General features: G+C 70.3%; 22 protein-coding genes, 1 tRNA gene and 1 pseudogene. 12 read left to right on the forward strand and 12 right to left on the reverse strand.

The features are described 5' to 3' along the window. Positions 1-345: 345 nt before the first annotated feature. Complete coding sequence (locus tag DEI86_RS15130) at positions 346-546, forward strand: hypothetical protein (protein ID WP_146244965.1); 201 nt, start codon at positions 346-348, stop codon at positions 544-546. A gap of 667 nt (positions 547-1,213) precedes the next feature. Here DEI86_RS15130 and DEI86_RS15140 read toward each other — a convergent pair. Continuing rightward, positions 1,214-1,783, reverse strand: coding sequence for a TetR/AcrR family transcriptional regulator (locus DEI86_RS15140; protein WP_111037099.1), 570 nt, complete (start codon positions 1,781-1,783; stop codon positions 1,214-1,216). A gap of 104 nt (positions 1,784-1,887) precedes the next feature. Between DEI86_RS15140 and DEI86_RS15145 the strand changes: the two genes are divergently transcribed. Further along, entirely contained in the window at positions 1,888-2,781 is an 894-nt protein-coding gene (locus DEI86_RS15145) for an SDR family oxidoreductase (protein WP_111050069.1), read from the forward strand. Positions 2,782-2,952: 171 nt separating this feature from the next. Further along, positions 2,953-4,896 (forward strand): ABC-F family ATP-binding cassette domain-containing protein, encoded by a 1,944-nt coding sequence (locus DEI86_RS15150; RefSeq protein WP_111050070.1) that lies wholly within the window; start codon positions 2,953-2,955, stop codon positions 4,894-4,896. A 146-nt stretch (positions 4,897-5,042) separates the two neighbouring features. Here DEI86_RS15150 and DEI86_RS15155 read toward each other — a convergent pair whose 3' ends face one another. Both DEI86_RS15155 and DEI86_RS15160 read right to left on the reverse strand, forming a co-directional pair. Beyond that, positions 5,043-5,471, reverse strand: a complete 429-nt coding sequence (locus DEI86_RS15155) for a hypothetical protein (protein WP_111050071.1) — start codon at positions 5,469-5,471, stop codon at positions 5,043-5,045. Positions 5,472-5,480: 9 nt separating this feature from the next. Then, positions 5,481-5,975, reverse strand: coding sequence for a MarR family winged helix-turn-helix transcriptional regulator (locus tag DEI86_RS15160; protein WP_111037106.1), 495 nt, complete (start codon positions 5,973-5,975; stop codon positions 5,481-5,483). Positions 5,976-6,188: 213 nt separating this feature from the next. Here DEI86_RS15160 and DEI86_RS15165 point away from each other — a divergent pair. Continuing rightward, a tRNA-Gln gene (locus tag DEI86_RS15165) sits at positions 6,189-6,260 on the forward strand. A gap of 59 nt (positions 6,261-6,319) precedes the next feature. Here the strand turns inward: DEI86_RS15165 and DEI86_RS16745 are convergent. After that, positions 6,320-6,604 (reverse strand): hypothetical protein, encoded by a 285-nt coding sequence (locus DEI86_RS16745; RefSeq protein WP_220038532.1) that lies wholly within the window; start codon positions 6,602-6,604, stop codon positions 6,320-6,322. Positions 6,605-6,832: 228 nt separating this feature from the next. Between DEI86_RS16745 and DEI86_RS15175 the strand changes: the two genes are divergently transcribed. Together DEI86_RS15175 and DEI86_RS15180 are read left to right on the forward strand one after the other, a co-directional pair. Further along, positions 6,833-7,510: a TetR/AcrR family transcriptional regulator gene (locus DEI86_RS15175; protein WP_111050072.1), complete on the forward strand. Its 678-nt coding sequence runs from the start codon at positions 6,833-6,835 to the stop codon at positions 7,508-7,510. Between the two features lie 12 nt (positions 7,511-7,522). Further along, the gene (locus tag DEI86_RS15180; RefSeq protein WP_111050073.1) at positions 7,523-8,545 is read left to right on the forward strand and encodes an NAD(P)-dependent alcohol dehydrogenase; all 1,023 of its coding nucleotides are present in this window, start codon (positions 7,523-7,525) and stop codon (positions 8,543-8,545) included. A gap of 410 nt (positions 8,546-8,955) precedes the next feature. On the opposite strand, the gene DEI86_RS15185 is transcribed toward DEI86_RS15180, so the two are convergent. The 5 genes from DEI86_RS15185 to DEI86_RS15205 all read right to left on the reverse strand — a co-directional run bounded on the left by DEI86_RS15185 (position 8,956) and on the right by DEI86_RS15205 (position 15,083). Further along, the gene (locus DEI86_RS15185) at positions 8,956-9,864 is read right to left on the reverse strand and encodes a carbohydrate ABC transporter permease (protein WP_111050074.1); all 909 of its coding nucleotides are present in this window, start codon (positions 9,862-9,864) and stop codon (positions 8,956-8,958) included. After that, entirely contained in the window at positions 9,854-10,819 is a 966-nt protein-coding gene (locus DEI86_RS15190) for a carbohydrate ABC transporter permease (protein ID WP_258376576.1), read from the reverse strand. The genes DEI86_RS15185 and DEI86_RS15190 overlap by 11 nt, the downstream gene beginning before the upstream one ends. Beyond that, positions 10,816-12,171: an ABC transporter substrate-binding protein gene (locus DEI86_RS15195; RefSeq protein WP_111014058.1), complete on the reverse strand. Its 1,356-nt coding sequence runs from the start codon at positions 12,169-12,171 to the stop codon at positions 10,816-10,818. Before DEI86_RS15195 ends, DEI86_RS15190 begins: the two co-directional genes overlap by 4 nt. A gap of 45 nt (positions 12,172-12,216) precedes the next feature. Beyond that, positions 12,217-13,851, reverse strand: a complete 1,635-nt coding sequence (locus DEI86_RS15200) for a fucose isomerase (RefSeq protein ID WP_111014057.1) — start codon at positions 13,849-13,851, stop codon at positions 12,217-12,219. A 236-nt stretch (positions 13,852-14,087) separates the two neighbouring features. Further along, complete coding sequence (locus DEI86_RS15205) at positions 14,088-15,083, reverse strand: LacI family DNA-binding transcriptional regulator (protein WP_111014056.1); 996 nt, start codon at positions 15,081-15,083, stop codon at positions 14,088-14,090. A gap of 134 nt (positions 15,084-15,217) precedes the next feature. Between DEI86_RS15205 and DEI86_RS15210 the strand changes: the two genes are divergently transcribed. Further along, positions 15,218-16,306, forward strand: a complete 1,089-nt coding sequence (locus DEI86_RS15210) for a glycoside hydrolase family 172 protein (RefSeq protein WP_111050075.1) — start codon at positions 15,218-15,220, stop codon at positions 16,304-16,306. A 138-nt stretch (positions 16,307-16,444) separates the two neighbouring features. On the opposite strand, the gene DEI86_RS15215 is transcribed toward DEI86_RS15210, so the two are convergent. Next, positions 16,445-19,048 (reverse strand): GH116 family glycosyl-hydrolase, encoded by a 2,604-nt coding sequence (locus DEI86_RS15215; protein WP_181439812.1) that lies wholly within the window; start codon positions 19,046-19,048, stop codon positions 16,445-16,447. A 208-nt stretch (positions 19,049-19,256) separates the two neighbouring features. Between DEI86_RS15215 and DEI86_RS15220 the strand changes: the two genes are divergently transcribed. From DEI86_RS15220 to DEI86_RS16940, 5 genes and pseudogenes are all read left to right on the forward strand, one after another. After that, positions 19,257-20,603 (forward strand): sugar ABC transporter substrate-binding protein, encoded by a 1,347-nt coding sequence (locus tag DEI86_RS15220; RefSeq protein ID WP_220037508.1) that lies wholly within the window; start codon positions 19,257-19,259, stop codon positions 20,601-20,603. Further along, entirely contained in the window at positions 20,600-21,535 is a 936-nt protein-coding gene (locus DEI86_RS15225) for a carbohydrate ABC transporter permease (protein ID WP_220038533.1), read from the forward strand. The genes DEI86_RS15220 and DEI86_RS15225 overlap by 4 nt, the downstream gene beginning before the upstream one ends. Continuing rightward, entirely contained in the window at positions 21,532-22,428 is an 897-nt protein-coding gene (locus DEI86_RS15230) for a carbohydrate ABC transporter permease (protein WP_220037277.1), read from the forward strand. Before DEI86_RS15225 ends, DEI86_RS15230 begins: the two co-directional genes overlap by 4 nt. Further along, the gene (locus tag DEI86_RS15235) at positions 22,425-23,132 is read left to right on the forward strand and encodes a hypothetical protein (RefSeq protein ID WP_111050077.1); all 708 of its coding nucleotides are present in this window, start codon (positions 22,425-22,427) and stop codon (positions 23,130-23,132) included. The genes DEI86_RS15230 and DEI86_RS15235 overlap by 4 nt, the downstream gene beginning before the upstream one ends. Continuing rightward, positions 23,132-23,388, forward strand: a pseudogene (locus DEI86_RS16940) (hypothetical protein); the annotation flags it as partial. The gene DEI86_RS15235 and the pseudogene DEI86_RS16940, both read left to right, overlap by 1 nt. Before the next feature lie 15 nt (positions 23,389-23,403). Here DEI86_RS16940 and DEI86_RS15245 read toward each other — a convergent pair. Beyond that, entirely contained in the window at positions 23,404-25,494 is a 2,091-nt protein-coding gene (locus DEI86_RS15245) for a glycoside hydrolase family 76 protein (RefSeq protein WP_146244966.1), read from the reverse strand. Between the two features lie 112 nt (positions 25,495-25,606). After that, the gene (locus tag DEI86_RS15250) at positions 25,607-25,843 is read right to left on the reverse strand and encodes a hypothetical protein (protein WP_111014050.1); all 237 of its coding nucleotides are present in this window, start codon (positions 25,841-25,843) and stop codon (positions 25,607-25,609) included. Positions 25,844-25,979 lie beyond the last annotated feature (136 nt).

Consider the following 25,979-nt stretch of genomic DNA (forward strand, 5'->3'; position numbering starts at 1 on the left):
AAGAGACAGCCCCGGACCCCCTTCCGCCTGATTTCGACGAACCGATCGTCGTCCGGCATCGGGTTCGTCGTTGCATGCCCCGGCAGATGCTGCGTCCGTCCACACCGACGACCTGGTCGTCGTCCGACAGCTGATCCATCGTTCGGGAGCACACCACGTCCTCCGTGGCGGCGCGTCCTCTCCGCTCCGGAACGGACGGGCGAGGTCAGCCGCCAGCCGCGCCCCACCCCTCGTCCCCTCGCGGCTGTCGCGATGTACGACATACACGCGATGCTGGGGTGCCGCTGTTCGCGGCATAGGCTGCATCGCGATGAGGGCCAGGGGGTCTGGTCGCGGGGGAGTGACATGGAACCGGGAACGCTCGACACGGTGGTGGTCGAAGAACTGACGGCGGAGCAGGGGCGGGCGATGGTGGACGAAGCCGTGCGCGAGACGCTCGGCATTCCGCTCGAGACCTTTCGGGCACGGCTCGAAGCTGGTGCCTACGACGGCACCGACGACGATCAGATCATCCGCCTGATCCTCATGCTTCCGTTCGCTGACTGACCCGTGGCAGCACGGACACCAAGGCAGGCCGTCGAGCGGTTCATGGAGCCGCTGCGTCGAGCCGTTGCTGCTTGCCCACCGCTGCGAAGATCACGACCGGCGAGGCGCCGAGTGACCCGGGCCGAACGAGAGCCTGGGACCCCAACGGCGGCAAGGGTGTGGACCTCGGGAGCGGCATGCGCTTGGACGCGCAGATGCACTATCTGCTCCGACAGCGCCCGGGCGGGTGGAGCGTGTCGACGTCCGCCTACCGGTACCGCTTCGTCCTGCGCGCGGAAGAGGTGTTCCTGATGCACTGGCACCCCGATGGTCGGAGTACCTACCGACTTCCGCACCTCCGCCTGCAGTTGGGCGGGAGCCGCGAGGTCGTGAAGGAGCATCTGCGAACGCCGAGGATGCGCTTCGAGGACGCGATCGAGTGGGCGATCCTCCTCGGCGGAGTCCGACCAGGGCGGGACGACTGGGAACGCGTCCTCGAGACCGGGAGGCGGGAGCACCATCGCGCGCGCCGGTGGTGCCTCGACCCGGAAGGCGAGCTCGAGCGCTTACGCTGCGCCGGACCTCGTGTTCCTGGCCGCGCTCGGGTCAGTCGTCGTCCGACGGGTGCCGCGAGGCCGCTCGCCGCGTTGCGATCTGGTTCAGGACAGGTGCGGCGCAGGGTGTGACGCTAGTCCGCGGCGTGGAGGGCGTCGAGCTGCTCGAAGCGTTCTCGGGCGATCTCGGGCACCGAACGGGTCTCGTCGTCCGCGATCCACTGCTCGAACGCGAGTCGGAACACCATCGTGCCGGTTTCGGCCGCGAGCGTCGCTGTGGGTTCGTCGACGTCACGGGCGCGCAGTGTGTCACGCATGGCACGGGACAGCGCCGCCATCTTGAGGAGCTCCCGCTCGTACAGGCCGGAGTTCGCCAGGATGACGCCCTGTCGGCGGCGGGAGAACGCGCGGTGATCGTCCTCGAACCAGGACCCTCCCGTGATCACCGCGAGGCGGACCGCCTCGAGCGGCGTGGTGTCCCGAGGCGCTCCGGCGGCCGCGTCGACGAACGCCGCTTGGAAGTGCTCCTGCCCGGCGAACAGGACCTCGCGCTTGTCCGCGAAGTGGCGGAAGAACGTGCGCTCGGTCACCCCGACGGCAGCGGCGATCTCGGCGACGGTCGTCTCCTCGATGCCCTGCTGGGCGAAGAGCTCGAGGGCAGCGTCGCGGAGCCGATCCCGCGTCCCGGGTGTCCATCGAACCATCCGACGATCATACTGATGACAGCGACTGACTTCGGTGCTACTGTCCATGTCAGACACTGACATCGAGGGTCGCGGCGCGTCCGCGACCGGGAGGAGGCCACGCCATGCGCGCCTTCATCACAGGAGCATCGGGCTGGATCGGGACCGCAGTCACGGACGAGCTGATCGCGAACGGACACCAGGTCATCGGCCTGGCACGATCGGACGCCTCAGCCGCGAGCCTCGAGGGCAAGGGCGCGGAGGTCCTCCGCGGCGACCTCGACGACCTCGACGCCCTCCGCACCGGCAGCCAGCGCGCCGACGCCGTCATCCACCTGGCGAACAAGCACGACTGGTCGGACCAGGCCGGGACGAACCGGACCGAGCGTGCGGCCGTGCAGACGATCGGTGACACGCTCGTCGGCACGGGCAAGCCGTTCCTCGTCGCGGCGGGCGTCGCCGGGCTGACCCCCGGGCGTCCTGCGACCGAGGCGGACCCGAACCCGAGCCACGGGCCGGACGCACCGCGCGGCGGGACGGAGAACCTCGCGCTCGAGTTCGCGGAGCACGGCGTCGTCCCCGTGAGCCTGCGCTTCGCGCCGTCGGTGCACGGGGCCGGGGACCACGGCTTCGTGAAGATCATCGCCGACGCCGACCGTCGTGCTGGATCGGCCGCGTACATCGGCGACGGCGAGCACCGCTGGGCAGCCGTTCACGTGCGGGATGCCGCGCGGGCCGTGCGTCTCGGCCTCGAGCAGGCCACGCCGGGCCTCGTTCTGCACATCGTGGCGGAAGCGGGCGTCCCCACGAAGGCGATCGCGGAGGCCATCGGCGGTGCGGACGGCCTCCCCGTCGAGTCGATCGACCCCGCGGCGGCGCAGGAGCACTTCGGCTTCATGGGGATGTTCTTCGGCATGGACCTGTCGGCGAGCAGCACCCGTACGCAGGAGGTCCTCGGCTGGACCCCGACGGGTCCGACGCTCGTCGAGGACATCGCGTCGGGCGGCTACGCGGCCTGACGCACGGGAACCGCGCATGCCGACGACAAGTGCGCACGCGCCCGCATGCGCACTTGTCGTCGGGACGCGCACTTGGGGACGCGCGCTCGGGCCGCCCACTCGGGGACGCGCACGAACGGGAGGAGCGGGGCCGCGACCGCGCGCACGGCCCCGTCCGCCTACCCTCAAGGGGTGGCACATCTGCTTGGCGCTGAGAACCTGCACCTCGAGTACCCGACGCGCGTCGTCTTCGACAGCGTCTCGCTCGGCATCGACGAGGGCGACCGGATCGGCGTCGTCGGACGCAACGGCGACGGCAAGTCGACGCTCATGAGCCTGCTCGCACAGCGGATCGAGCCCGACGGCGGCCGGGTGACCCAGCGTCGCGGCGTGACCGTCGGGTTCCTCGACCAGCGCGACGACCTGCCCGCGGGCGAGACCGTCGGCCACGTCGTGGTCGGTGACCTCGCCGAGCACGAGTGGGCCGGGGACGCGCGCATCCGCGACGTGATCAGCGGACTCGTGGCGGACGTCGACTGGGACGGCCTGGTCGACGACCTGTCGGGCGGCCAGCGGCGTCGAGTGGCGTTGGCGCGCCTCCTGGTCGGGGACTGGGACGTGCTGTTCCTCGACGAGCCGACGAACCACCTCGACGTCGAGGGCATCGCATGGCTGGCCGAGCACTGCCGCAAGCGGTGGGCGGCGAACCAGGGCGGCCTCGTGGTCGTCACGCACGACCGGTGGTTCCTCGACGAGGTCTCGACGACGACGTGGGAGGTCCACGACGGCATCGTCGAGCCGTTCGAGGGCGGGTACGCCGCGTACGTGCTGCAGCGGGTGGAGCGGGACCGGATGGCCGCCGCGACCGAGTCCCGCCGACAGAACCTCATGCGGAAGGAGCTCGCGTGGCTGCGCCGCGGCGCGCCGGCCCGCACGAGCAAGCCGAAGTTCCGCATCGACGCAGCGAACGAGCTCATCGCCGACGTCCCGCCCGTGCGCGACACGGTCGCCCTGTCGCAGATGGCGACCGCGCGGCTCGGCAAGGACGTCGTCGACGTGCTCGACGCCGGCGTGCAGTGGCCCGAGGCGCCCGAACCCGTGCTCGAGCACGTCGAGTGGCGCATCGCACCGGGGGAGCGGACCGGGATCCTCGGCCCGAACGGTGCGGGCAAGTCGACGCTGCTCGGGCTGGTGTCCCAGAAGATCCAGCCCACGAGCGGCAAGGTCAAGACCGGCAAGACCGTGCAGATCGCGATGCTCGACCAGCAGCTCGCCGACCTGCAGCAGTACGCCGAGGACCGCGTGCGCGAGGTCGTCGGCCGCAAGAAGACCACGTACGTCGCCGACGGCAAGGAGATGACGCCGTCGCAGCTGCTCGAGCGCCTCGGGTTCTCGTCGGCCCAGCTGTCCACCCCGGTCAAGGACCTGTCCGGCGGGCAGAAGCGGCGCCTCCAGCTCATGCTCATCCTGCTCGACGAGCCGAACGTGCTCATCCTCGACGAGCCGACGAACGACCTCGACACCGACATGCTCGCCGCCATGGAGGACCTGCTCGACTCGTGGCCCGGCACCCTGCTCGTCGTCTCGCACGACCGGTACCTGCTCGAACGCGTCACCGACCAGCAGTACGCCGTGCTCGGGCACCGCTTCCGGCACCTGCCCGGTGGGGTCGAGGAGTACATGCGGCTCCGTGCGGCCGGGTCGGCTGCGCCGCGGGATGCGTCCGCGGCGACGGCACGGGTGGCCGCGGCGGCCGGTGCGGGCGCGCGCGGGGGCGCCGGTTCCGCCGGTGCCGGTGGTGCTGTTGCCGGTTCGGCGGGTGCCGGTGCGGCGGGTGCCGGTGCGGCGGGTGCCGGTTCGGCGTCGGCCGGGAGGGACGGGGCGGGTCCGGCGGCGGGCCTCCCGGCCGTCAGCGGTGCGGACCGGCGGGCCGCCGAGAAGGAGATGTCCTCGCTCGACCGGCGCATCGCCCGCGCAGGGCAGGACCGGCAGCAGGTGCTCGACGCGTTCGCGGCCCACGACCAGGCGGACTACGCCGGGCTCGGGGAGCTCCAAGCGAAGCTCGCGGCGGTCGATGCGGAGCTCGAGCAGCTCGAGACGCGGTGGCTCGAGGTCGCGGAGCTGCTCGGGGCGTAGGTGCCGGGCGGGCGGCCGCGACGGGCGGGCGCGACGGGCGGGCGGCGCGACGGGCCGCGGGGCGCGGCGCGGCATGACCGGGCGTGCCGACGACAAGTGCGCCGCGCTGACGACCGCGCAGTTGTCGTCGGGGCGCGCACTCGGGGTCAGGCCCAGGGGTCGTGCACCCAGTCCGGCAGCGGGCGGAGCTGTCCCCACGCGAACCGGCTCTCCCCGACGAAGTCCTGCACGTCGTTGGCGAAGCGCCAGGCGAAGCGGTCGTCGGGCTCGTCCTCCTGTAGGAAGATCCCGACGCTCTCGTCGGCCATCGTGACTTCGACCTGGTGCTCGTTCTCGCCGAGCGGTGCGTCGAGCCGGAGCGGAACGCGCTCCTCGGGCGCTGCCAGCGCGTCGGGGACGAACTCCGCGCCGATGCGGATCCAGGTGCCGTCGGAGGGCTGGCGGAACGGGCTCCTGCCCGGCAGTGCGGTGACGATCCCGATCTGGACCGACTCCCGCTCCTCGGGCGTGAGCATCGCGTCGAGAACCGGCTCGACGACCCGCGGGATCGTCTCGGACAGGAACGTCTGGACCATACGCACGGCTCAGTCGCCCAGGCTGATGCTCAGCGAGCGGAGCAGCCCCGCCAGCTGCGTCCGGTCGGTGGGGGAGAGGTCCGCGAGGATCGCAGCCTCGGCCTCGACCAGTCCCGCGATCGCGGCGTCGACCGCCGTCCGGCCCTCGGGCGTCAGCGTGACGAGGACCCCTCGCCCGTCGCTGGGGTCCGTCCGCCGCTCGACGAGCCCCCGGTCCGCCAGGCGGTCCACGCGGTTCGTCATCGTGCCGCTCGACACCAGGGTCTGCTGCAGCAGCGCCTTCGGGCTCAGCTCGTACGGCTCGCCCGCGCGGCGCAGCGCCGACAGGACGTCGAACTCCCACGACTCCATGTCCCCGGCCGCGAACGCCGTCCGCCGCGCCCGGTCGAGGTGCCGGGCCAGCCGCCCCACCCGCGACAGCACGTGCAGCGGCGCGAAGTCGAGGTCCGGTCGCTCGCGATGCCACGCCGCGACGATGCGGTCGACCTCGTCCTCCTGCGGCATCCGTCCATCATGGCAGCGGTGGCGGCGGACGGGAGGGGCGGCGCAGGTTGGTGGTGGGCCTCCCGGCCGGCGGATGGTCCGGTTGGTCGCTGGACGGGAGGGGCGGTGCGTGCTGGTGGCGGGCCTCCCGGCCGACTGATGGTCGCGCTGGCCGGCGGGCGCACGGGGCGGCGGATGCTGCATGGGATGATGTCGGGGCGCCTTCGGGCGTGGTCCGCCTTGGTGTAACGGCAGCACATCAGCCTTTGGAGCTGTGGGGTCCGGGTTCGAATCCTGGAGGCGGAGCCGACAGGTCACCGCGACCGGGATCCGGACGGCGGCGAGTTCGCGGCCCAGCGGGGACATCATTTCGTGAGGTGCGCCTGGGACAGAAACACGGCCGCTCGACGGAGGATCTCGTTCTCCTGCTCCAGCAGCCGGTTCCGTTTCCGCAACTCCCGCAACTCGGCGTTCTCCGCGCTCGTGACACCGGGCTTGAAGCCGTCATCGACGTCCGCACGACGCAACCAGTTCGTCACGGTCCCCTCGGATATCCCGAAGTCCTTCGCGACCTGCGTCAACGGGATCTCGCCCCGACGAGCGACCGCGATCACGTCGCGTCGGAACTCCTCCGGACACGGCTTGGGCATGATCGACATCCTTCCAGCGGGGACCAGATGCTCACACGTCAAGGAGTCAACCGAACCTGCAGCAGCCCCCCGCTGGTGCAGACCCTCTCAACCTGGCGCTGACGGTGAACCGAAGAGCACCTGGTGGCCGTGCCCCCAGGTGCTCTTTCGTTTCCGTCTCGTTCCGCCCCGTCCCAGAGCTCCTACTGAACTGGCAGTTTCTGCCCGTCAGGCGTATCGTGACGTCATGTGAGCGAGGACGGTCTGACTGCACTGGAAGGGTCGCGCCTGCGCGCATCAGAGCGGTGCTGCGAACTGTTCATCGCTCGTGGCACAACGGACATCTCCATCGCGGAGATCGCGGACGCTGTGGGTATCTCCCCGCGTTCCTTCTACCGGTACTTCCCGATCAAGGCGGAGTCCGTCGGGCCGATGTTCGACGCCACCATCCGCGCGTCGAACGCGATGATCACCGGGGCCCGTCCTGATGCGCCGCTGCTCGAGGTGCTCGTTCAGGCGTTCCACACGACTCTGTTCGAAGACGCGCGTGTCCGTACTCGAGCGATCCTGCCGCTGGTCTTCGAGGACCCGGAGATGTGGTCCGTCTTCATCCGGAAGCTGCACGACGGTGAACGCTCCGTAGCCCCGATCCTGGCACCCCGACTCGGGGTGCCAGTCGACTCGCTGCAGGCTCGAACCGCTGCCGCGGCAGTGGCCAGTGCCCTCCGGATCGCGCTCGAGGTCATGGTCACCTCCGGAGGTGACCCAGCCGCCGTCTACGCCGAAGCGCTCGATGCGTTCGCCGCAGGGCCGCTCCGTCCGCGAGACGACCGTGCCGAAGCCTTGACCGGCGCGGCAAAGACGCGTGTGCCCACCGGCACCGAAGTGGACCACGGCTGGCAGACCGCTGGCCGGAATGAGAAATAAGGACAGCACACCATGAAGGCAGCACGACTGAACGCACCCGGAACGGACTTCGTCATCGAGGACGTCCCCGTCCCGACGCCGGGTCCGGGCCAGGTGCTGATCCGGATCGCAGGCGCTGGAGCCTGCCACTCGGACCTGCACACCAAGACGGGCGAGCAGCAGGCGATCAAGCTCCCGCTCACCCTCGGGCACGAGAACGCCGGTTGGATCGAGTCCTTCGGACCCGGCGCGGAAGGCCAGGGCTTCGAGGTCGGCGACGCGGTCGTCGTCTTCGGCGGCTGGGGTTGCGGGCACTGCCGCTTCTGCCTCGGCGGTCAGGAGCAGCTCTGCAACCTGTTCCTCTGGGGCGGCATGGGGCCCGAGGGCGGGTACGCCGAGTACCTCGTCGTCCCGTCGGTGCGTGAGCTCCTGCACGCCGACGGCCTCGACCCCGTCACGGCAGCACCGCTCACCGACGCAGCCCTCACACCGTACTCGGCCGTGAAGAAGACGCTGCCCTACCTCGTCCCCGGCACCACGGCGGTTCTCATCGGGGCCGGCGGGCTCGGTCAGTACGGCGTCCAGTTCTTCAAGCTCCTGTCGCCGGCGACGCTCATCGTGGTCGACACCGACGAGCAGAAGCGGGAGACCGCGCGCAGCCTCGGCGCGGACCACGTCATCGACCCGCGGGACGCCGACGCGGCGGAGCAGATCAAGGCGATCACCGGCGAGGACGGTGCCGCCGCCGTCGTCGACTTCGTCGGCATCGACGCGACGATGGCGCTCGGCGCTGGTGCCGTCGGACGTGACGGGCTGTTCGTGCTCGTCGGTCTCGCCGGTGGCAGCTTCCCGTTCTCGTTCTTCTCGCTCCCGAGCAACGCGGCGATGATGACGAGCAACTGGGGTACCCGCAACGAGCTCGAGGAAGTCCTCGCACTCGCCCGCTCCGGACGGCTCGTCTCGAACATCGAGCAGTACCCGCTGTCCGAGATCAACGAGGTCTTCCAGCGGCTCGCCACCGGCAAGATCCCCGGACGAGCCGTCCTTGTCCCCTGAGTACACCTACACAGCAGCTCCGAGACGGACGGGAGGCGCGGTGCCAGCTTGCAGCTCGGCACCGCGCCTCCCGTCCGTCTTGGAGCTGGGCTGTCCAATTCTGAAGAGAATCGCGGAGAGCGGCGGCAGCATGCCCTCTACCGCTCCACCATGTAGGGAGTCGTAGGTCTACCCGGTCAACGCCGATCAGTTTCCGCGACGGTGCGGAATCAGGTTCGTCCCCCTTCGGTGGCGTGGAACGAATCCTAGAAACCCGTGGAACGCCCGTCAGTCCTGGGATCCGCGATCTGTGCCAATACTGGCCTGCGCGAATAGACCGAACACCTCGCGGGGGGGCGTTCAGCAGCCCCTCGGCCCGGCCGTCGTCCGCCCGCTCCTGTCCGCGGGTCCGGCGGGCCGCCGCCCGGCGATCACTTGAACCCGGCCGTCTTGATCGACTCGGTGATCTGCTTCTGGAAGAAGAAGAACAGGAGCAGTGTCGGGATCGCCGCCACGGTCGACGCCGCGACGATGTAGCTCTCGGACGAGGCGTACTGCTGGTGGAACGTCGCGATCCCGACCTGCACCACGCGCAGGTTCGGGTTCGACGTGATGGTCAGGGGCCACACGAACGAGTTCCAGTTCGCCAGGAAGAAGAACACCGCCAGCGCGGACAGGATCGGCCGGGACAGGGGGAGCACGACGCTCCAGTAGATCCGCCAGTACCCCGCGCCGTCGACGAGTGCGGCCTCCTCCAGCTCGTCGGGGAGCCCCATGTAGAACTGCCGGAGCAGGAAGATCCCGAAGGCGTTGAAGATCGACGGCACGATCAGGCCCCAGTAGCTGTCGAGCATGCCGAGGAGCCGGACGATCTCGAACTCCGGGATCAGGACGACCGGCAAGCTGACGAGCAGCGTCGAGAAGATGATGAGGAACACCGTCTCGCGACCGCGGAGCCGCAGGCGGGCGAGTGCGTACGCGGCCATCGAGTGGAACCAGAGTGCCGCGACCGTCACGACCGCCGAGACGAACGCGCTGTTTAGCATGTACCGCGCGAACGGGACCTGCGTGAAGACGTAGACGAAGTTCGACAGGGTCCAGTGCGCCGGGAGCAACGAGCCGCTGAAGATCTCGGACTCGCCCTTGAACGAGCTGAGCACCATGTACACGAGCGGGAAGATCGCGAGGACACCGACGACGACGCCGACCACGAACAGGATCGTGTTCTTCCGCGTCCACCGCCGTTCGCGCGTCCGCCGCAGCCGGGGCGCGCGTCCGTCGCCCGTCTGTCCCGGCACGGACACCGCTGGGTCGTCGATTCGGAGATCGCTACTCGTCATCGATCCGCCCTCCCTTCGTGATGCGGAACATGAATGCGCTCCAGGCGAGGAGCACGAGGACGAGGACGGACCCGATGGCCGCCGCGTACCCGTACTCGCCGTAGAGGAACGCCTGTTGGTAGATGTAGAAGATGAGCAGCGAGGTCGAGTCGGCCGGCCCACCGCCGGTCAGGATGTAGATGAGGTCGAAGCCGCCCGTGATGACGGCGATCGTGACCGTGATGAGCACGAAGAGCGCCGTCGGCCGGAGCATCGGCCAGGTGATCGACCAGAACCGCTGCCACGCGGTCGCGCCGTCGATGCGGGCCGCCTCGTACAGCTCCGCGGGGATGTCCTGCAGCCCCGACAGGAAGATCACCATGTAGTAGCCCATCTGGAACCAGATGCTGATCACGACGACGGTGCCGAGCGTGTACCGCGGATCGCCGAGCCATGAGATCCCGTGCACCCCGACGGTCGCGAGCAGCTGGTTGACGTAGCCGACCTTGTCCGAGAGCAGGAACTGCCACATGAGCCCGACGACGACGAGGCTGATCACGTAGGGCGCGAACAGGGCGCTGCGGATGGCGCCGATGAACGGGATCCGCTGCTGGACGAGCAGGGCGAGGAGCAGCGACACGACGAACACCGACGGCACGAGCACGACGAGGTACGTCACGGTGACGCCCGCGCTCTGCAGGAACGCCGGGTCGTGCACCATCCGGACGTAGTTCTGGACGCCGATGTACGTCAGGTTGCCGAAGCCGTCGAGCCGGAAGAACCCGAGCACGATCGCGATGACCATCGGGATGAAGACGAACAGCAGCAGGCCGAGGGAGTCGGGCAGCAGGAACAGCAGTGCTGCGAAGCCCTCTCGGCGGGCGCGTGCGCGTCCTGCCGTGCGCCGACGCGGCGGTGCCGCGGCAGAGCCGGTCCCGGACGTCGTCGTCCGGTCCGCGCGGATGGTGGTGGTCACAGCAGCGTCGCTCCCTGGTAGGTCTGCATGAATGCCTCGATGGCGGACTCGGCCCGCGCCGCTTGTCCTGCCGCGTCGCCGCCGGCTGCCTGCACCTGCTGGATCGCGTCGGAGATCGCCTTGTACACGACCGGTGGGTACCGCGGCTCACCGCGACCGGTCGGCAGGACGACGTCGTGGAAGAACTTGAGCTTCGCGTCGTCGTACGCGCCCTTCGCCTGCATCACCCGGTCCACGGACCGCCGTGGCGGCATGTCGGACTTGGCGACCGTGCACCAGTCGACCAACCGTTGGACGCTGTCGTCCGCCATGCTCCCGACGGTCTCGACGACGAACTTCGCGGCGGCCTCGGGGTTCCGTCCGCGCGCGTTCACACACCAGGCCCACCCTCCCAGCACGGTCCGTGGGGTCCCGCCGGGCGGCGTGGGGAGCGGGAAGATCCCGTAGTCGAACTTCGGTTGCTCGCCGCGGAACCCCGCGACCTGCCAGATGCCCGACTGCCACATGGCGGCGTAGCCCGCGGCGAAGGCGCCAGGGAGGTCCCCTGCGGCCGGATCGGTCCGCGGCGCCACCCCGGTCGACACCGACCGGCCGAAGAGCTCGAGCGCCGCGGTGACCGGCGCGCTGTCGAACGACGGCTTCTGGTGCTCGTCGACGACGTCACCGCCGCCCTGCCACATCCACGGGTACCAGGTGAAGTTCTGGAAGTAGCCGGGCACCGTCTCGAACACGAGCCCGGACTGCTTGTCGGTCGTGAGCCGGTGCGCGACGTCCAGCATCTGGTCCCAGGTCCTGGGGATGTCGCCCTCGCTCAGGTGCGCCTTCTCCCAGGCCGGCACGCTGTAGTACATCGCGAGCGGCTCGACCTCCATCGGCAGCCCGTAGACGCCCTTGCCGATCCGGCGCGTCGCGAGGATGTCGGGGTCGAAGTCGTCGATGGCCTCCTGCGTCATGTACGGCGCGAGGTCGAGCAGCGCGCCGCCGTTCGAGTAGCGGAGGAAGTCGCCCGGACTGATCAGGAACACGTCGGGGCCGTCGCCGGACGCGAAGGCCGTGGCCAGCCGTGTGTTCGACGGGTCGGTGAAGTTCGGGATGTACACGTTCCGGACCTGTTGGCGGTGCCGGGTGTTCCAGTCGCGCACGGCCTTCTCGAACCAGTCGCTCTGCGTCTTCACCTGGCCGGTCCCGGACAGTGGCGCGTAGAACTGCCAGAACTGCAGTGGCTCGTCCGCGCTCGACGCGCGGGTCGAACACCCGGCGAGGGAGATCGTGGTGGCGGCGGCGGCGGCCACGCCGGCGGCTCCGGTGAGGAAGCCGCGTCGGCTGAGACCGGTGCTGGAGGTGCTCGTCATGGTGCTCCTCGGGTTCGACCGATGGGTGGGGGAGGGGCGCGGGACTCAGACCGCGACGTCGCCGCACAGGTGGACCCGGACGCCGAGTCGGTCGAACGCGGTCGCTTTCGCGACGAGCGCCCGGTCGGCGGTGGCCGCGTCGGGGGCGTAGACCACCGAGAGGTGGTTCGCCCGGTGCCGCGCCATGAGCTGGTCGCGGCTGACGCCGTGCAGCACGGCGTGCATCATGGGCCACTCCGGGTTCGTCGCCGCCCACCGGCGTTCGGACTCCTCGGGCGGGAGGCGCACCGCGGTGCCGCGGCCGATGTCGATCTGGAGGTCCTGCCCGTCGAGCCACACGCGGGACCACACGATCTCGCCCGGCTTCGACACCGCGCGGATCGTCGATCCCCCGAGCGGGAAGAAGACGCGGTCCTGCCGCCATCCCTCCGCGCCGGCGTACCCACCGTCGACGTGCGACGGCGGGATCGAGCCGGAGATCTCGAACACCCAGGTGAAGTCCCCCTCGAACTCCTCACCCCAGCGGATGTCGTGGAGCGTGGTCGACGGGTCGAGGCCCATGGCCGTCCAGACGCGGTTCGTGACGAGCGCGTCGACGGCGACACCCTCGTCGGCCTCGTTGAAGTGCGGCAGGGCGAGTCCGTCGTAGAGCACGCGGCTGCCGTCACGACTCGTGACCGGCGGCCGGTCCGGGTCGTTGAGGAGGCCCTCCGCGAAGTCCGACGCCGGGCACGTGTCCTTCAACCCCTGCTGGTACTGGATGCCGACGGCGTCGAGGCCGAAGTCGTCCGCGATCCGGAGCGCTGCCACGTACATCGCGCACTGCCAGCGGACCTGCCGCTCGGTGAGTTCCGTCGCCTCGTCCGCACCGAAGCGGAAGGTGAACCCCCGCTCCTCGACGAAGCGTCGGACCGCGTCCGCCTCGCTGTCGGGGACGCGTTGCATCTCGGCCCACAGGGCGGACTGCGACAGCCGCTCCTTGTAGACCCCGAGGCGGTTGAGCACCTCGTCGTCGATGATCGCGTTGTACATCCCCATGCAGCCCTCGTCGAACACACCGATGATCGCCTTGTCGGTGCGGAGGACGTCGGCCACGGCGACACCGAGGTCGCGCGCGGCGCCCGCGGGGATGTCCGGGAGCTCGTGGACGTGCGACGTGTCATGGGTGACCGAGCCGGTCTCGAGCCACGTGTGCAGGCCGTCGAGGAACCAGCGGTCGGTGAAGTCGACGCTCCAGAGCGTGGAGTAGGGGATCCGTGCCTTGGTCAGGCCGCCGTTCAGGCCGAGCAGTCCGACGAGTCCGGGCCAGTCACCGACGAAGTTCGCGACGGTCAGCACCGGGCCGGCGTGGTCGCGCAGACCGGCGAGCACGTGGTGGGAGTACTGCCACCCCGCGATCGCGACGACGAGCGGAGCGTCGGTCGGGATGCCGCGGAACACCTCCATGCCCATCCGCTGGCTCGAGATGAGGCCGTGCCCCGTCACCGGGTCGACCGGGAGGGCCCGCACCACGCGGCGGCCCATGGCCGCGACGGCGTCGGTGATCGCGGCCTCCATCCGGGCCTGCGTGGGCCAGGTGGCCGTGTTCGCGCTCTCGCGGAGGTCGCCGCTCGCGACCAGGTAGACCGTGTCCGGTTCCGCGACGGGCCGTGGGACCGCGGTCGGCAGGACGGTGGTCATCGTCGTGCCCCAGCGGCACGGTCGCCGACCGAACGGTCGAGGACGTCGACGCGCCGGACGGTGCTGAGGGGGTGTTCGAGGCTGTTGCGCATGAGGGCTCCCGCTCCTGCGTCCGGTCGACGTTGACCGGGGCGCTTCGCCATTGTGCACGAAATCGATTTCACCGTCAAGGTGTTTCCGGCGCCGATCCGGTCGGCCGGATCAGGGGGCCTGGAGGCGCGATCCGGCCGGCCGGATCAGGGGCCCTGGAGGCGCGGTCCGGCCGGTTCCACCGCGTGCCGGAGGACGATCGTGCGGGACGGCTGGGTGTCTCCGGCGATCCGTTCGAGGACGAGCCGCGCGGCGGTCGCCCCCATGTGGCCGGCCGGCAGACGCACGATCGTGACGGCCCGGGGGGAGATCGTCGTGAACGGCAGCGCGCCGACGACGGCGACGCCGAAGCGGAGCGGCGAGAGCCCGTGCTCGTCGAGCACCTGGAGCACCCCGACCCCCATGAGGTTGTTCGCCGCCACCACCGCGTCCGGCGGTTCCGGCAACGCGAGCAGGGCCTCCATGGCCGACACGCCGCCGTCCACCCGGAAGTCCGAGTGCCACAGCAGCCCGTCCTCCGGCGCGTGGCCGGTCGCTCGCGCGACGGCGTCGGACCACCCACCGGCGCGCTCGACGGCGGTCGAGACGTCCGCTGGGCCGGTGATGCAGGCGATGCGCCGGTACCCCTCACCGATGAGGTGCTCGGTGGCCTCGCGCCCGGCCTCGCGGTTGAACATGGTGACCACGTCGACGTCGTCGCGGCTCGGCCGGTCGACCGCGACGACCGGCCGTCCCCGCGCGACGACACCGCCGAGGTCCGACATCGCCGACGCGGGGGCGACGATGATGCCGGCCATGTTCTCGGACTCGGCGATGCGGAGGAACTCGGCCTCGCGTTCGACCGACTCGTCGGTGTTGCAGAGCACGACCGAGTAGCCGGCGTCGTTGACGACGTCGGCGACCCCACGCGCCATCTCGGTGAAGTACGGGTTCTCGATGTCCGGGATCACGAGTGCGATGACCTCGGAGTTCCGTCGCCGCAGCGTCCTCGCGGTCCGGTTCGGCGTGAACTGCAGGTCCTCCGCCGCGCGGCGCACTCGGCGCACCTTGTCGGGGGAGACGTTCGAGCCGTTGAACACGCGGGAGACCGTCGCCGGCGACACCCCGGCGCGCGACGCCACATCGTAGATCGTCGTCGCCACCTCGGCCCTCCCGTCGTTGACACCCCGTCCCGCGAACCATACAGTGCGGCGCACGGTCTCTGAAATCGGTTGCACCCACGGCAGTGTGCGGCGGGGCCGTGCGGGCTGCCGACCCCGACGTGGAAGGACCCCTGATGCTGCACGACATCGCCACGATCCGACGGACCGAGACCCGGTCGATCAGTCCGGAGAACCCCGACGGCGCACGAGGGGGTGGCGGCCGTGCGACGGACGGGACCGGTGCCGAGAGTGCCCGGGACCTCGGGCCGGGCTGGAAGGTGTCGCCGAGCGTCGACGTCGCCCCGGGCGCCACGTACGACCTGGCGCGGATCACCGGCCCCGGACGGATCACCCACCTCTGGATCACGACGCACACCGACCACTGGCGCACCCTCGTCCTCCGCGCGACGTGGGACGACGCCGACGAGCCGGCCGTCGAGGTCCCCTACGGCGACTTCTTCTGCTCCGGCTGGGGGCGCTTCGCCCAGGTGTCGTCGCAGGTCGTCGCGGCGAACCCGAACGGCGGGTTCAACAGCTACTGGCCCATGCCGTTCCGGCGGAACGCGCACCTGACCCTCGAGAACACGTCGACGGTGCCCGCACGGGTGTACTTCCAGGTCACCTACGAGCTCGGGGACGTCGGTGACGACGCCGCCTACCTGCACGCGCAGTGGCGCCGGAGCAACCCGTTGCCGGACGGCGAGACGCACGTGCTGCTCGAGGGCGTCGAAGGACGCGGCCACTACGCGGGGACCTACCTGGCGTGGGGGGCGAACGCGCCGGGCTGGTGGGGCGAGGGCGAGATCAAGTTCTGGATCGACGACGACACCGACCACCCCACGATCTGCGGCACGGGCACCGAGGACTACTTCGGCGGCGCGTGGAACTTCGACGTGCCCGGGCAGGGGTACACCGCCTTCTCGACGCCGTACCTCGGGATGCCGCAGGTCATCCGTCCCGACGGGCTCTACGACAGCCAACAGCGGTTCGGGATGTACCGGTGGCACCTGGCCGACCCGATCACCTTCCGGACGGGACTGCCACGGGTCGACATCCAGGCCCTGGGCTGGCGGAGTGGTGGCCGGTACCTGCCCCTCCACGACGACATCGCCTCGACCGCGTTCTTCTACCTGGACCGACCGACCGCCGCCCGTCCTCCGGCACCCACGCACGACGCCATGGAGGTCCACCTCGGCTCCGGCGCGGCTCCGCGCGCGAGCTGAGCAGCCCGGTACCGGCCGACGACCCGGCGCGGGCGCCGACCGACGGGCGGGCAGGGGTGCCGGCCGGCGGGCCCGCGGCGCTGCCCGCCGGGTGCCGGCCGGCGGGTGCCGGCCGGCGGGTGCCGGCACCCGCGTCCGTCAGTCGCGGAGCTCGAGTTCGACGACGTCGCCCGCCGCCAGCGCGACCGGTCCGCTGCCGAAGCGACCCGCCGCCTCCAGGTCGACCGTGACCGAGCGCGCGTCCAGCACGCCCCCATGGAGCAGCAGGCGCGCCTGCCCGTCGTCGACGACCACCTCGCCCCACCCGCGGGCCGTGGTGACGAGGCAGCGGAAGACGCCGTCGCGCACCGCGGCGGCACGTGGCGCGAGGTGCAGCGTGCCCGTCGTGGCGTCCCAGGCAGTCCCCGTCAAGGCGAGCAGGACGCCCCAGCTCGCCATCGACCGGGCGTAGTGGTTCCCGCACTCCACCTCGTTCCACGGGTTCCGCTTCCGGCCGTCGTACCGGTCGCGGACCGCGCGCACCAGCTCGAGCGCCTCGTCGACGAGTCCCTCGTACACGAGGGTGGTCGCGACCTGGTACTCGATGCCGCTCCAGACCTCGTCGCTGTACACGAACGGGATCCGCGGCCGATCCCCACGCGGCCACGAACAGAGCAGCAGGCCGCGGTCGTCGTCGAGCGCGTACGTGCGCTGCACGCTGTGGAAGTCGGCGAACCCCCTCCGGAAGTTGTGCTCGTACACGGCACGCACCGCGCTCCGGACGTGGTCCTCCGGCAGGACGTGTCCCAACCCCGCGAGGTGCGCGAGGGTCTGGCCGAACAGCTGGTCCGACAGGCACCCCGTCCCGTACTGGTAGCGGTGGGCGTCGACGTCGTCGGTCCGTTGCTCGTAGTACTCGCCGTTGAACAGCAGTGCGTCCATCCGCTCCGCGCCCCGCTCGGCCGCCTCCCGGTACCGGTCGACCGCGGCCTGGTCGCCGAGGTGCTCCGCCATCGCCGCCGCTGCCCGGAGGGCCGCGAAGAACATCGAGTTCGCCAGGGAGTTCTCGCCGTGGAACTCGATGTCGTACGTGTTGTGCTGCTCGCTGTCGAGCACGCCGTCGCCGTTCGCGTCCCACGCCCGGAACGCGAACTCGAGCGCCAGCTGCGCCGCGGGCCAGAGTTCCGTGAGGAACCCGTCGTCGCCGCTGAACCGCCACTCGCGGTACAACCGCACGATCGTCCCCATCTGGCCGTCGACCGCAGGGTGGAACTCGTGCGGGTCGTTGCCGAAGACCGCGTTGGTGCGGAACCGCATGCGGCCGTCGGGCAGCGTCTCGTCGAGGAACTCGGTCCGCCGTGCGCTCCGCTCGAGTGACGGGAACAGGTTCGCCACGGTCTGCGCGTAGTTCCAGACGTGCGTGCAGGTGCCTTCACAACTGCCGACGTGGTCGAAGCTGCCCTCCCACGCGGCGAACCGGCCCTCCTCCGAACCGTCGTCGAGCAGGAGGCACGTGGTGCTCCGCAGCGCGACGAGCGTCGACGACACCGCGTCGACGACCTCCGGCGGCAGCGTCGAGTCGAACAGGGCGTCGTGGAACGCGAGGGTGTCGCGCTCGAGCGCCTCGAGGGACCCGGTCAGGTGCTCGGCGACCGCCCAGGCGTCGGTGTGTCGGGTCGCGTAGTGGTTGCGGACCACCTGGTCCTCGTGGGTGTTCGGCAGGCCGCAGTTGCCCTGCCACGCGCGGGGCCGGTTCGGGACGTGCCAGGTGAGCAGGAACTCGAACGCGTGGGTCTCGCCCGGTGCCAGGACGTGTGCGACGGCGAGGCTGCCGACCCGCTGGCGCGGGAGCCGTGTGACGTCCGTCTCGTCCTCGAGGGTGAAGGCGATCGGCGGCTCCAGGTGACCGTCCTCGGTGAAGTCGTCCCAGAACAGCTGGACACCGTCCTGCCAGCGGTCGACGGGCCACTGCTCCGTCATGGTCGCGTCGGCGTCGATCGTCGCCAGCACGGCGCTGCCGTGGAGCGGGTGCTCGGGTGGCAGGTCGGTGCCGAAGACCAGTCCGGTGAGTCCGGGCTCGCGACGGCCCGTCACGGTCGGGATCCCCTCGACCACCGGCGCCTGGAACATGTCGTGCCCGCGATGCCCGATCGGGTTCGACATGGACCCGGCCACGCTCACCTCGACCGGCGTGTCCAGGGGGTTGTGCACCCGGTAGCGGATCACGGCGCCCGGCAGCCCGGAGGCGTCCACGTCGAGGGGCACGAGGGGCGTGAACGCGGTCATCTCGACGTCGACGGGGACCGCGTCGTCGGTGAGGTCGATCCGGAGCAGCGGGTACTCGCCCCGCATCGTGCTGCCGGCGAACCGCGGCAGTCCGGCGACCTTGCCGATGTGGTAGCCCGAGTCGCCCTCATGGGGTCCCGGCAGGCGCGACTCCAGCACCCGGGTCACGGCGGCACGGCCGGGTACCGCCGCGCGCAGGGCGAAGAACGTGAACGGGAGCCAGGTCCCCTTGTCCGGGTGGTTCGCGATCTCCCAGTCCCGGAACTCGCCGCGCGCGCCGACGGACACGTTGCCCGTCCCGATGCCACCGAGCGGGAAGGCCGCGACCGTGTCGGTGGCGGGATGGACCCGGAGGCCCGACCAGGGTCGGGCCCGGACCCCCTGCTCGTCCGGGGCGACCGTTTCCGCCGCTCCCGGTGTCTCGGCCGTCGGGGCCGCGGTGAGCGCCGGTCCCGGGTGTGCAGACGTCGTGGTCATCGTGCTCCTTTGCTCGAATGGGCCGAGCATCGCAGAAACCGATTTCACGCACAAGAGGCTGATCCGGCATCCGTCATCCCGCTCCTGGCGGGGATTTGCGAGCATCGCGTGGGACTCGCTGTTGACATCCGGGCGCAGCGGCGGTTCACTGCGTGTAATCGATTTCGGTCGAGATGCCAGATGCAACGACGCATTGAAGGGATCCACCGTGTACGCACCCGGACCACGGCAGACCGGCGGGACACCCGCCGGCGCCGGTCACCTCCTCAGCCGCCGGACCCTGCTCCAGGGTCTCGGTGTCGCAGCGGCCGTCCCGGCCCTGTCGGCCGTCCTCTCCGCCTGCTCGACGGGCGGTGGTTCCGGCGGCGGCGGCAAGCTCACCTTCGTGTACATGGGGAACGCGACGCAGCAGAAGGCGACGAAGCAGGCGTACCAAGCGTTCATCAAGAGCCACCCCCGGATCGACTTCGAACCCCAGGGGATCGCGAGCAACAACTGGGCGTCGTTCGCCAACACGCTGTCGACCCGGATCGCGGGCGGACAGACGCCGGACGTCATCGACATCGCGACGGAGGGCCTCGGGATCTTCCGGTCCAAGCAGCTCGTCGCGCCCCTCGACCCCTACATCGCGAAGCACCGGGCGGCGATCGACGACTACTACGCCGACCTGCCGCCTCGTTACAAAGCGGTGAACGACCAGTTCGGCAACCCCGGCAAGACCACCTACTACATGCCCGGCGGGTTCAACACCGTCGCCCTCTACTGCAACGAGGAGGTCTTCGCCAAGGCCGGTGTCGACCTGCCCGGTGACGAGGACTGGACCTGGGACGACTTCGAACGCGCCGCGGCCAAGATCAAGCAGAAGACCGGCGCGTACATCCTGAACTTCACGAGCGACCAGTTCGCCTACATCATGCCGTGGCTGCTCACCAACGGCGCCAGCACGTTCAACGCCGACTGGACCAAGCCCACCATCGACTCGGACGCCGCGATCGAGGCAGCCGAGTACTGCCGCATGATGGTCGCCAAGGGGTACGCGCCGAAGCCCGGCGGCACGTTCGACGCGCCCACTGCGCTGTCCCAGGGCAAGCTCGCGTCGCTCGCCGGTGGTCGTTGGCCGAACATCGACATGCAGCGTCTGCACCTCGTCGACAAGGTGCGCATCGTCAAGTCGCCCATGAAGACGGTCTCGGCCAGCCCGATCGGCTGGGACGCGTTCCCGATCCTCAAGGCATCGCAGGACAAGGACGACGCCTGGACCTTCATCGAGTACCTCACGACCAAGGAGTCGGCGATCACGGCCGCCAAGGCCGGTGGCTCGAACGTCCCGGCCCGCAAGTCGGTCGCGCTCAGCTCGGCGTTCCTCGACGGCGCACCGAAGGGCACCGAACTGCTCTACCAGATCGCCCAGGACGCGACACCCGTGCCCTCGATCAACCGGGGCGCCGAGAGCGAGCAGGCGATCGAGGCGGCGTGGCTCAAGATCCTGCTCGGGAACGGCGACCCGGCCGCCACACTGAAGCAGGTGAACGAACAGTTGGAGGCGCTGCTGTGACCGCCGCGCTGACCAGCACCGTCGCGCGGGCGGGTGCCAAGCGTCCCGCTCCGGCCGGCTACCGGCAGCCGAACTGGCTCGGGTACGCCTTCCTCAGCCCCGCGCTGCTCCTGTTCATCGTGTTCATCGCGGTGCCGTTCGTCGCGACCATCGTCCTCGCGTTCTTCTCGTGGGACCTCCTGACGCCGGCGCGCCCCGTGGGTCTGGCGAACTTCGGGCGGCTGTTCACCGACGGCACCCTCGGGCACGCACTGCTCAACACGTTCGTGTTCGCGTTCGCGTCGGTGGTGACGCACGTCCTGGGCGCGATGCTCCTCGCGGTCGCGGTGAACCGGGCGATGAACCGGGTGCTGTCGTACTTCGTGCGGGCGGCCGTGTTCTTCCCGTTCCTGATCTCGTGGGCCGCGGTCGCGCTGCTCTGGAAGTACGTGCTCGACCCGTCGTTCGGGTACGTGCAGTACTACCTGCACCTGGTCGGGGTCGCGGCGCCGCAGTGGTTCACGGACCCGCACTGGGCGCTGGCGTCGTTGATCGGCGTCGACTTCTGGCACACCATCGGGTACACCTTCGTGATCATGCTCGCGGGTCTGCAGACCGTCCCGTCCGAGCTCCAGGAGGCCGCGCGCACCGACGGCGCGAGCGAACGACAGGTGTTCCTGCACATCACGCTGCCGCTGATGTCGCCGACGATCTTCTTCGCGACGATCATCACGTTCATCGGGGCGTTCCAGATCTTCGACCCCATGCAGATCATCACGAGCGGCGGACCGGACAACGCCACGATCTCGGTCGTGATGTACCTGTACCGGACCGGGTTCCAGGCCTTCCAGATCGGTTACGCGTCGGTGATCGCGCTCGTCGTGTTCGTCGTGATCATGGCGGTCACCGCCCTGCAGTTCTGGGCCTCGCGGAAGTGGGTGTACGAGCAGTGACCGCCTCGATCCTCGAGACCGCAACATCGCCGCGGACCGTCACCGAGCCTCCCGTGCGGCGGCGGCACCGCCGGTTCCGGACCGGGTCCCGCGTGCTCGACCTCGTCCTCCTGCTCCTGGGCCTCCTCATGGTGTCGCCGCTCGTGTGGCTCATCTCGACGAGCCTCACGGCGGCGGGGTCCGCGTTCGCGCTACCGCCGACGTGGATCCCGACGCCGTTCACCGTGCAGAACTTCGCGGGGGTGTCCCAGCTCATCCCCTTCGGCGAGATGTTCCTGAACAGCCTCGTCGTCGCGTCGCTCAGCACCCTCGGTGCGCTGACGACGAGCACCCTGGCGGCGTACGCGTTCTCGCGCCTGCGGTTCCGCGGCAGCGGCGTGCTGTTCGTCGGGATCCTCAGCGCGCTGATGGTGCCGGTCCAGCTGACGGTGATCCCGGTGTTCATCATGATGCGCACCCTGCACCTCATCGACACCCTGGCGGCGCTCGTCCTGCCGCTGCTGGTGAACGTCTTCGACATCTTCTTCCTGCGGCAGTACTTCAACTCGATCCCGCTGGAGCTCGACGAAGCCGCGCGCATCGACGGGGCGGGGCACCTGTGGATCCTGTTCCGGATGCTCGTGCCGCTGTCCGGGCCGGCGATCGCGGCGCTGGTGATCCTGAACTTCCAGGCCGCGTGGAACGACTACTTCGGGCCGCTCATCTTCCTGAACAGTCCGCAGCACATGACGCTGCCGATCGGGCTCGTCACGCTGCAGGCCGGCCAGGGCGGAGGACCGGCGGTGGTCGTGTTCGCCGCGATCACGCTCGTCGTCCTCCCGGTGCTCGTGCTGTTCCTCGTCTTCCAGCGCAGCTTCGTCTCGAGCATCGCGCAGAGCGGGATCCGCGGATGAGCGCCGCGGAGCCCGCCGCCACGACACAGGCCCGTACCGTCGCCCGACGTGTGTGGGACCAGCTCCCGGCGCTGGTCGTGGCCAGCAGCGTCGTGTGCGCCGCGATCGTCGTCGCGGTCCTCGTCGCTCCGGGGGTGACGCCGACGGCGGTGGTGCTCTGGGCGCTCCTCGTCGCACCGGTGTTCGCGGGCCTGGTCGGCGTGACGACCGACGTCCTGAACGGCGCGGATGTCCGGGTGTTCGGCTTCCACCGCTACGTGCGCCACACCGTCCGGCTCGCGCTCGCGTCCGCTGCCGTGCCGGCCGTCGCGGCGGTGTGTTCGCTCGTGTCACTGGAGGTCCTGCACCAGACCCACGCGACGATCACGCTCGTGCCGCTGGCGGTGAGCGGGGCGGTCACGGTCCTCGGATCGCTCGCGGGCCTGCTCGCGCTCCCGGTCGCGGTCCGCGTGCCATCGCTGCGTGGTCCGTCGCTCGCCCTGTTCTGCCTCCGGGCCGTGGCGAGACGGCCGATCCCGGTCGTCGGCGTCCTCGCGGTGGGCGTCCTCGGCCTGTGGGCGGCCGTCACCTGGAGCGCCTCGGTCGTCGTGCTCGTCCCGGGTCCGTTCGCGCTCGTGCTCGTCCTGGCCGCGTCCGCGACGGTGTCGGGAGACCCCGTCTGGCGCCTGCTGGACGAGGAGGGCAGCACCGCCCCGGCGCGGTGACCGCCGCGGTCGACGCGGTCCTCCATGGGCTCCCGCACGATCGGGTGCTCGCGGACGGTGATCTGCTCACCCTCGACCTCGCCGTGATCCCCGACGGGTACGCCGCCTACTCGGCCATCAGTTCCGGCTCGTCACCGATCCTGACGGGTGGACCCTGCGGAGCGCGACCGGCTGCCGGACGGCGCACAGTGAGCACACGATCGCCATCACCGCGGACGGCGCCGAAGTGCTCACCCTGGCGACGCGCACGCGCTGACGCAGTCGCGGCCCGTCAGCCCGCCGTCGTCAGCGCCCCCTTGTCCGTCCCGAGCGCGAACACGTGCAGCAGCCCCTGGTCGGCGCGGGTCGGGAGCGTCACCGACGCGAGCGTCTTGCCGGCCTCCAGTGCGATCTTCGTCGTGGAGAGGTGCGTCCCGAGCCCCTGCGACGAACCGCCGGTGCTGTTGCGGTACGGCGTGGAGGCGGCGGTGCCGTTGCCGAATGACGGGCTGCTGGCGGTCCAGTCGCTGAACCCGAGTGTGGCCTGCTGCGTGGTGCCGTCGGTGTAGGTGAGGGTCAACGGACCGGTCGAGGGACCGTTCGTCGCCGAGCCGATGATGCCGAGCTCGGTGGCTCCCGCGATGGCCGGGACCGCGAGGACCTGGCCGGCGGCGACGATGTTGTCCGGCTGCCCGGGGGTACCCGCCCAGTCGTACTGGATGCCGTCACTCGTGACGGTCGCGCCCGGCGTGAGCCCGCCGGCGGCCAGGGCCTGCGCCGAGTAGCTGAACCCGTACCCGTCGAGGTCGGCCGTCGCCTGCGCGCTGTCGTCGGAGATACCCGTGTTGTCGTAGTACGGAGCCAGGTCGCCGGGCCGGGCCACGAGCACCGACGTGGTCACCGACGGGACCGCACCGGCCGTGCTGGAGAAGGCGAACGTGACCTGCTGGTTGCCGTCGGTGGTGCCTCCGGTGATCGAGACGGGCGTGCTCGCGGTGCCGCCTGCGCGGACGACGAGGGTGCCGGATATCGGGCGGACGGTCAGTCCGGCCGGGGCCTTCGCCGTCCAGTGCACGATCTGAGCGCGGCCTTCGACCGACTGGACACTGAGCGTGGTCGTGCCCGACGTGCCGGGTTGCACGGCCACGGAGGACGGGTTGGTCGAACCGGTCGCGGCGTAGACGGGTGCGCTCTTCGCGAGCAGGGCGTAGATCTCCACCATCGGCGCCGTCTGGTTCACGGGCGACTCACCACCCGAGGCGTCGGGGTCGTTGAACAGTCCGTTCGACTGGCGGTCCTCCACCCATGCGGTGTCGGCGTAGGCGGCCGCCATCCGCGCGTAGCTCGGGTCGTGGTTGATCGCGGCCAGCCCGAACAGGTTCCGGAAGAAGATCGCGTTGAACACGTCGGGCTGGTGGTACAGGTTCCGGTTCGTGCCGTAGTAGCTGACCGAGGCGGCGGCGGTCTGTTCGGCCTGCTGCAGGTAGGTGCGGTTCCCGGTGCTCTCGTAGAGCAGCGTGCCCGCTCCGATCATCGTCCCTTGGTTGTAGCTCCAGAGGGTCTGGTCGATGCTCCCGTCCGGGCTGATGTGGTCGTAGTACATCCCGTTCGCGTTCATCATGCAGCCGCGGGCCCAGTTGTACATGCGGGTCGCCCACGTCAGGTAGTAGGGGTCACGGGTGACCTGGTAGATCTCGAGGCCCACCTCGGCGTTCGGGGCGTTGGAGATCGTGTTGCGCGGGGAGTCCGCGGTGTCCTCCCACATGACCCCACCCGGGCACGCGCCGGTCGAGTCGGTGTCCCACCCGCTGACCGCGAACTTGAAGACGCCCTCGGCCTGCGCCAGGTCCCGCTTCTGGTGGTCGATGGCGTACTGCTGCAGGAAGTCCAGGCCGACCCAGGCGTTGTCGTCGTAGTAGGTGGGCTGGTCGGGGCCGAGCGGGGGCAGCACGCCGGACGCGTAGGCCGGCGGCTGGGCGGCACCGGTGGGGCTGGTCTCGTGCGTGTCGTGGTAGGCCTGGATCCCCTGGTCTCGGGCCTGCAGGTCCCGGGCGTAGCGGGCTCCCACGCCGGGCAGCGATGCCCCCGCATCGGTCGCGGCGAAGCCGTTGACGTCGTCCCAGAGGTAGCCGTACGGCTCGCGGGCGTCGCTGCTCACGTACAGCTTGTGCGCCGGGTCGTAGAGGTTCGCTTGCAACGCCTGGTAGGTCTCGACGGCGCGCTGCGTGTCCACGGGGTTCTGCTTGCTGGCGACCCCCGGCGGGAAGTGGTCCGGGGCCGGAGCGGCGAATGCCGCCGGAGATCCTCCCAGAACGGCGAGGACGGCGGCGGTGGCGGTACCCGCCACGATCGCCCCTGCTCGGTTGCGTGCGCTTCGCTTCACGGTGGCTCCCTCGCTCCGGTCATCGTCGACGCGGAGATCGTTCCAGACGCTAACCGTCCACGCGCGAGCGCGTCAAGGAGGCCCGTCACCAGCGCATCACACCTGCCGCGACTCAGAACGGGCCGCCGAGGAGGAACGGCACCATCGGCGCCACCGCGATCACGAAGAGGATCACCGTGACGACAGCTGCGGCGACGATCGCGATCCCGCCGACCAGCACTGCCGAGAGCCCAGCGAGGGCTGCGAGACGAGCGGGGGTGCTCGTCTCGTGCACGTCCTGGGTCCCTCGTCCGAAGAGGTCGAGCATCGGATCCCCGGGGGCCGTGTCGATCGGCGTGGTCGTGTCCATGCTCGGAGTGTCAGGGGCGACGCCGTGTCCGAGCGTCGGTCGGGCGAGTGATGTCCGTGTGTCCCGGTCCTCCTGACGGCCGATCCCCGGCTCGACACCCTCCTTCGCGCGGGTTGCGGGCGCTCGGAGCGGGGAG

It is taken from the genome of Curtobacterium sp. MCBD17_028, assembly GCF_003234875.1.
GTDB lineage: Bacteria > Actinomycetota > Actinomycetes > Actinomycetales > Microbacteriaceae > Curtobacterium.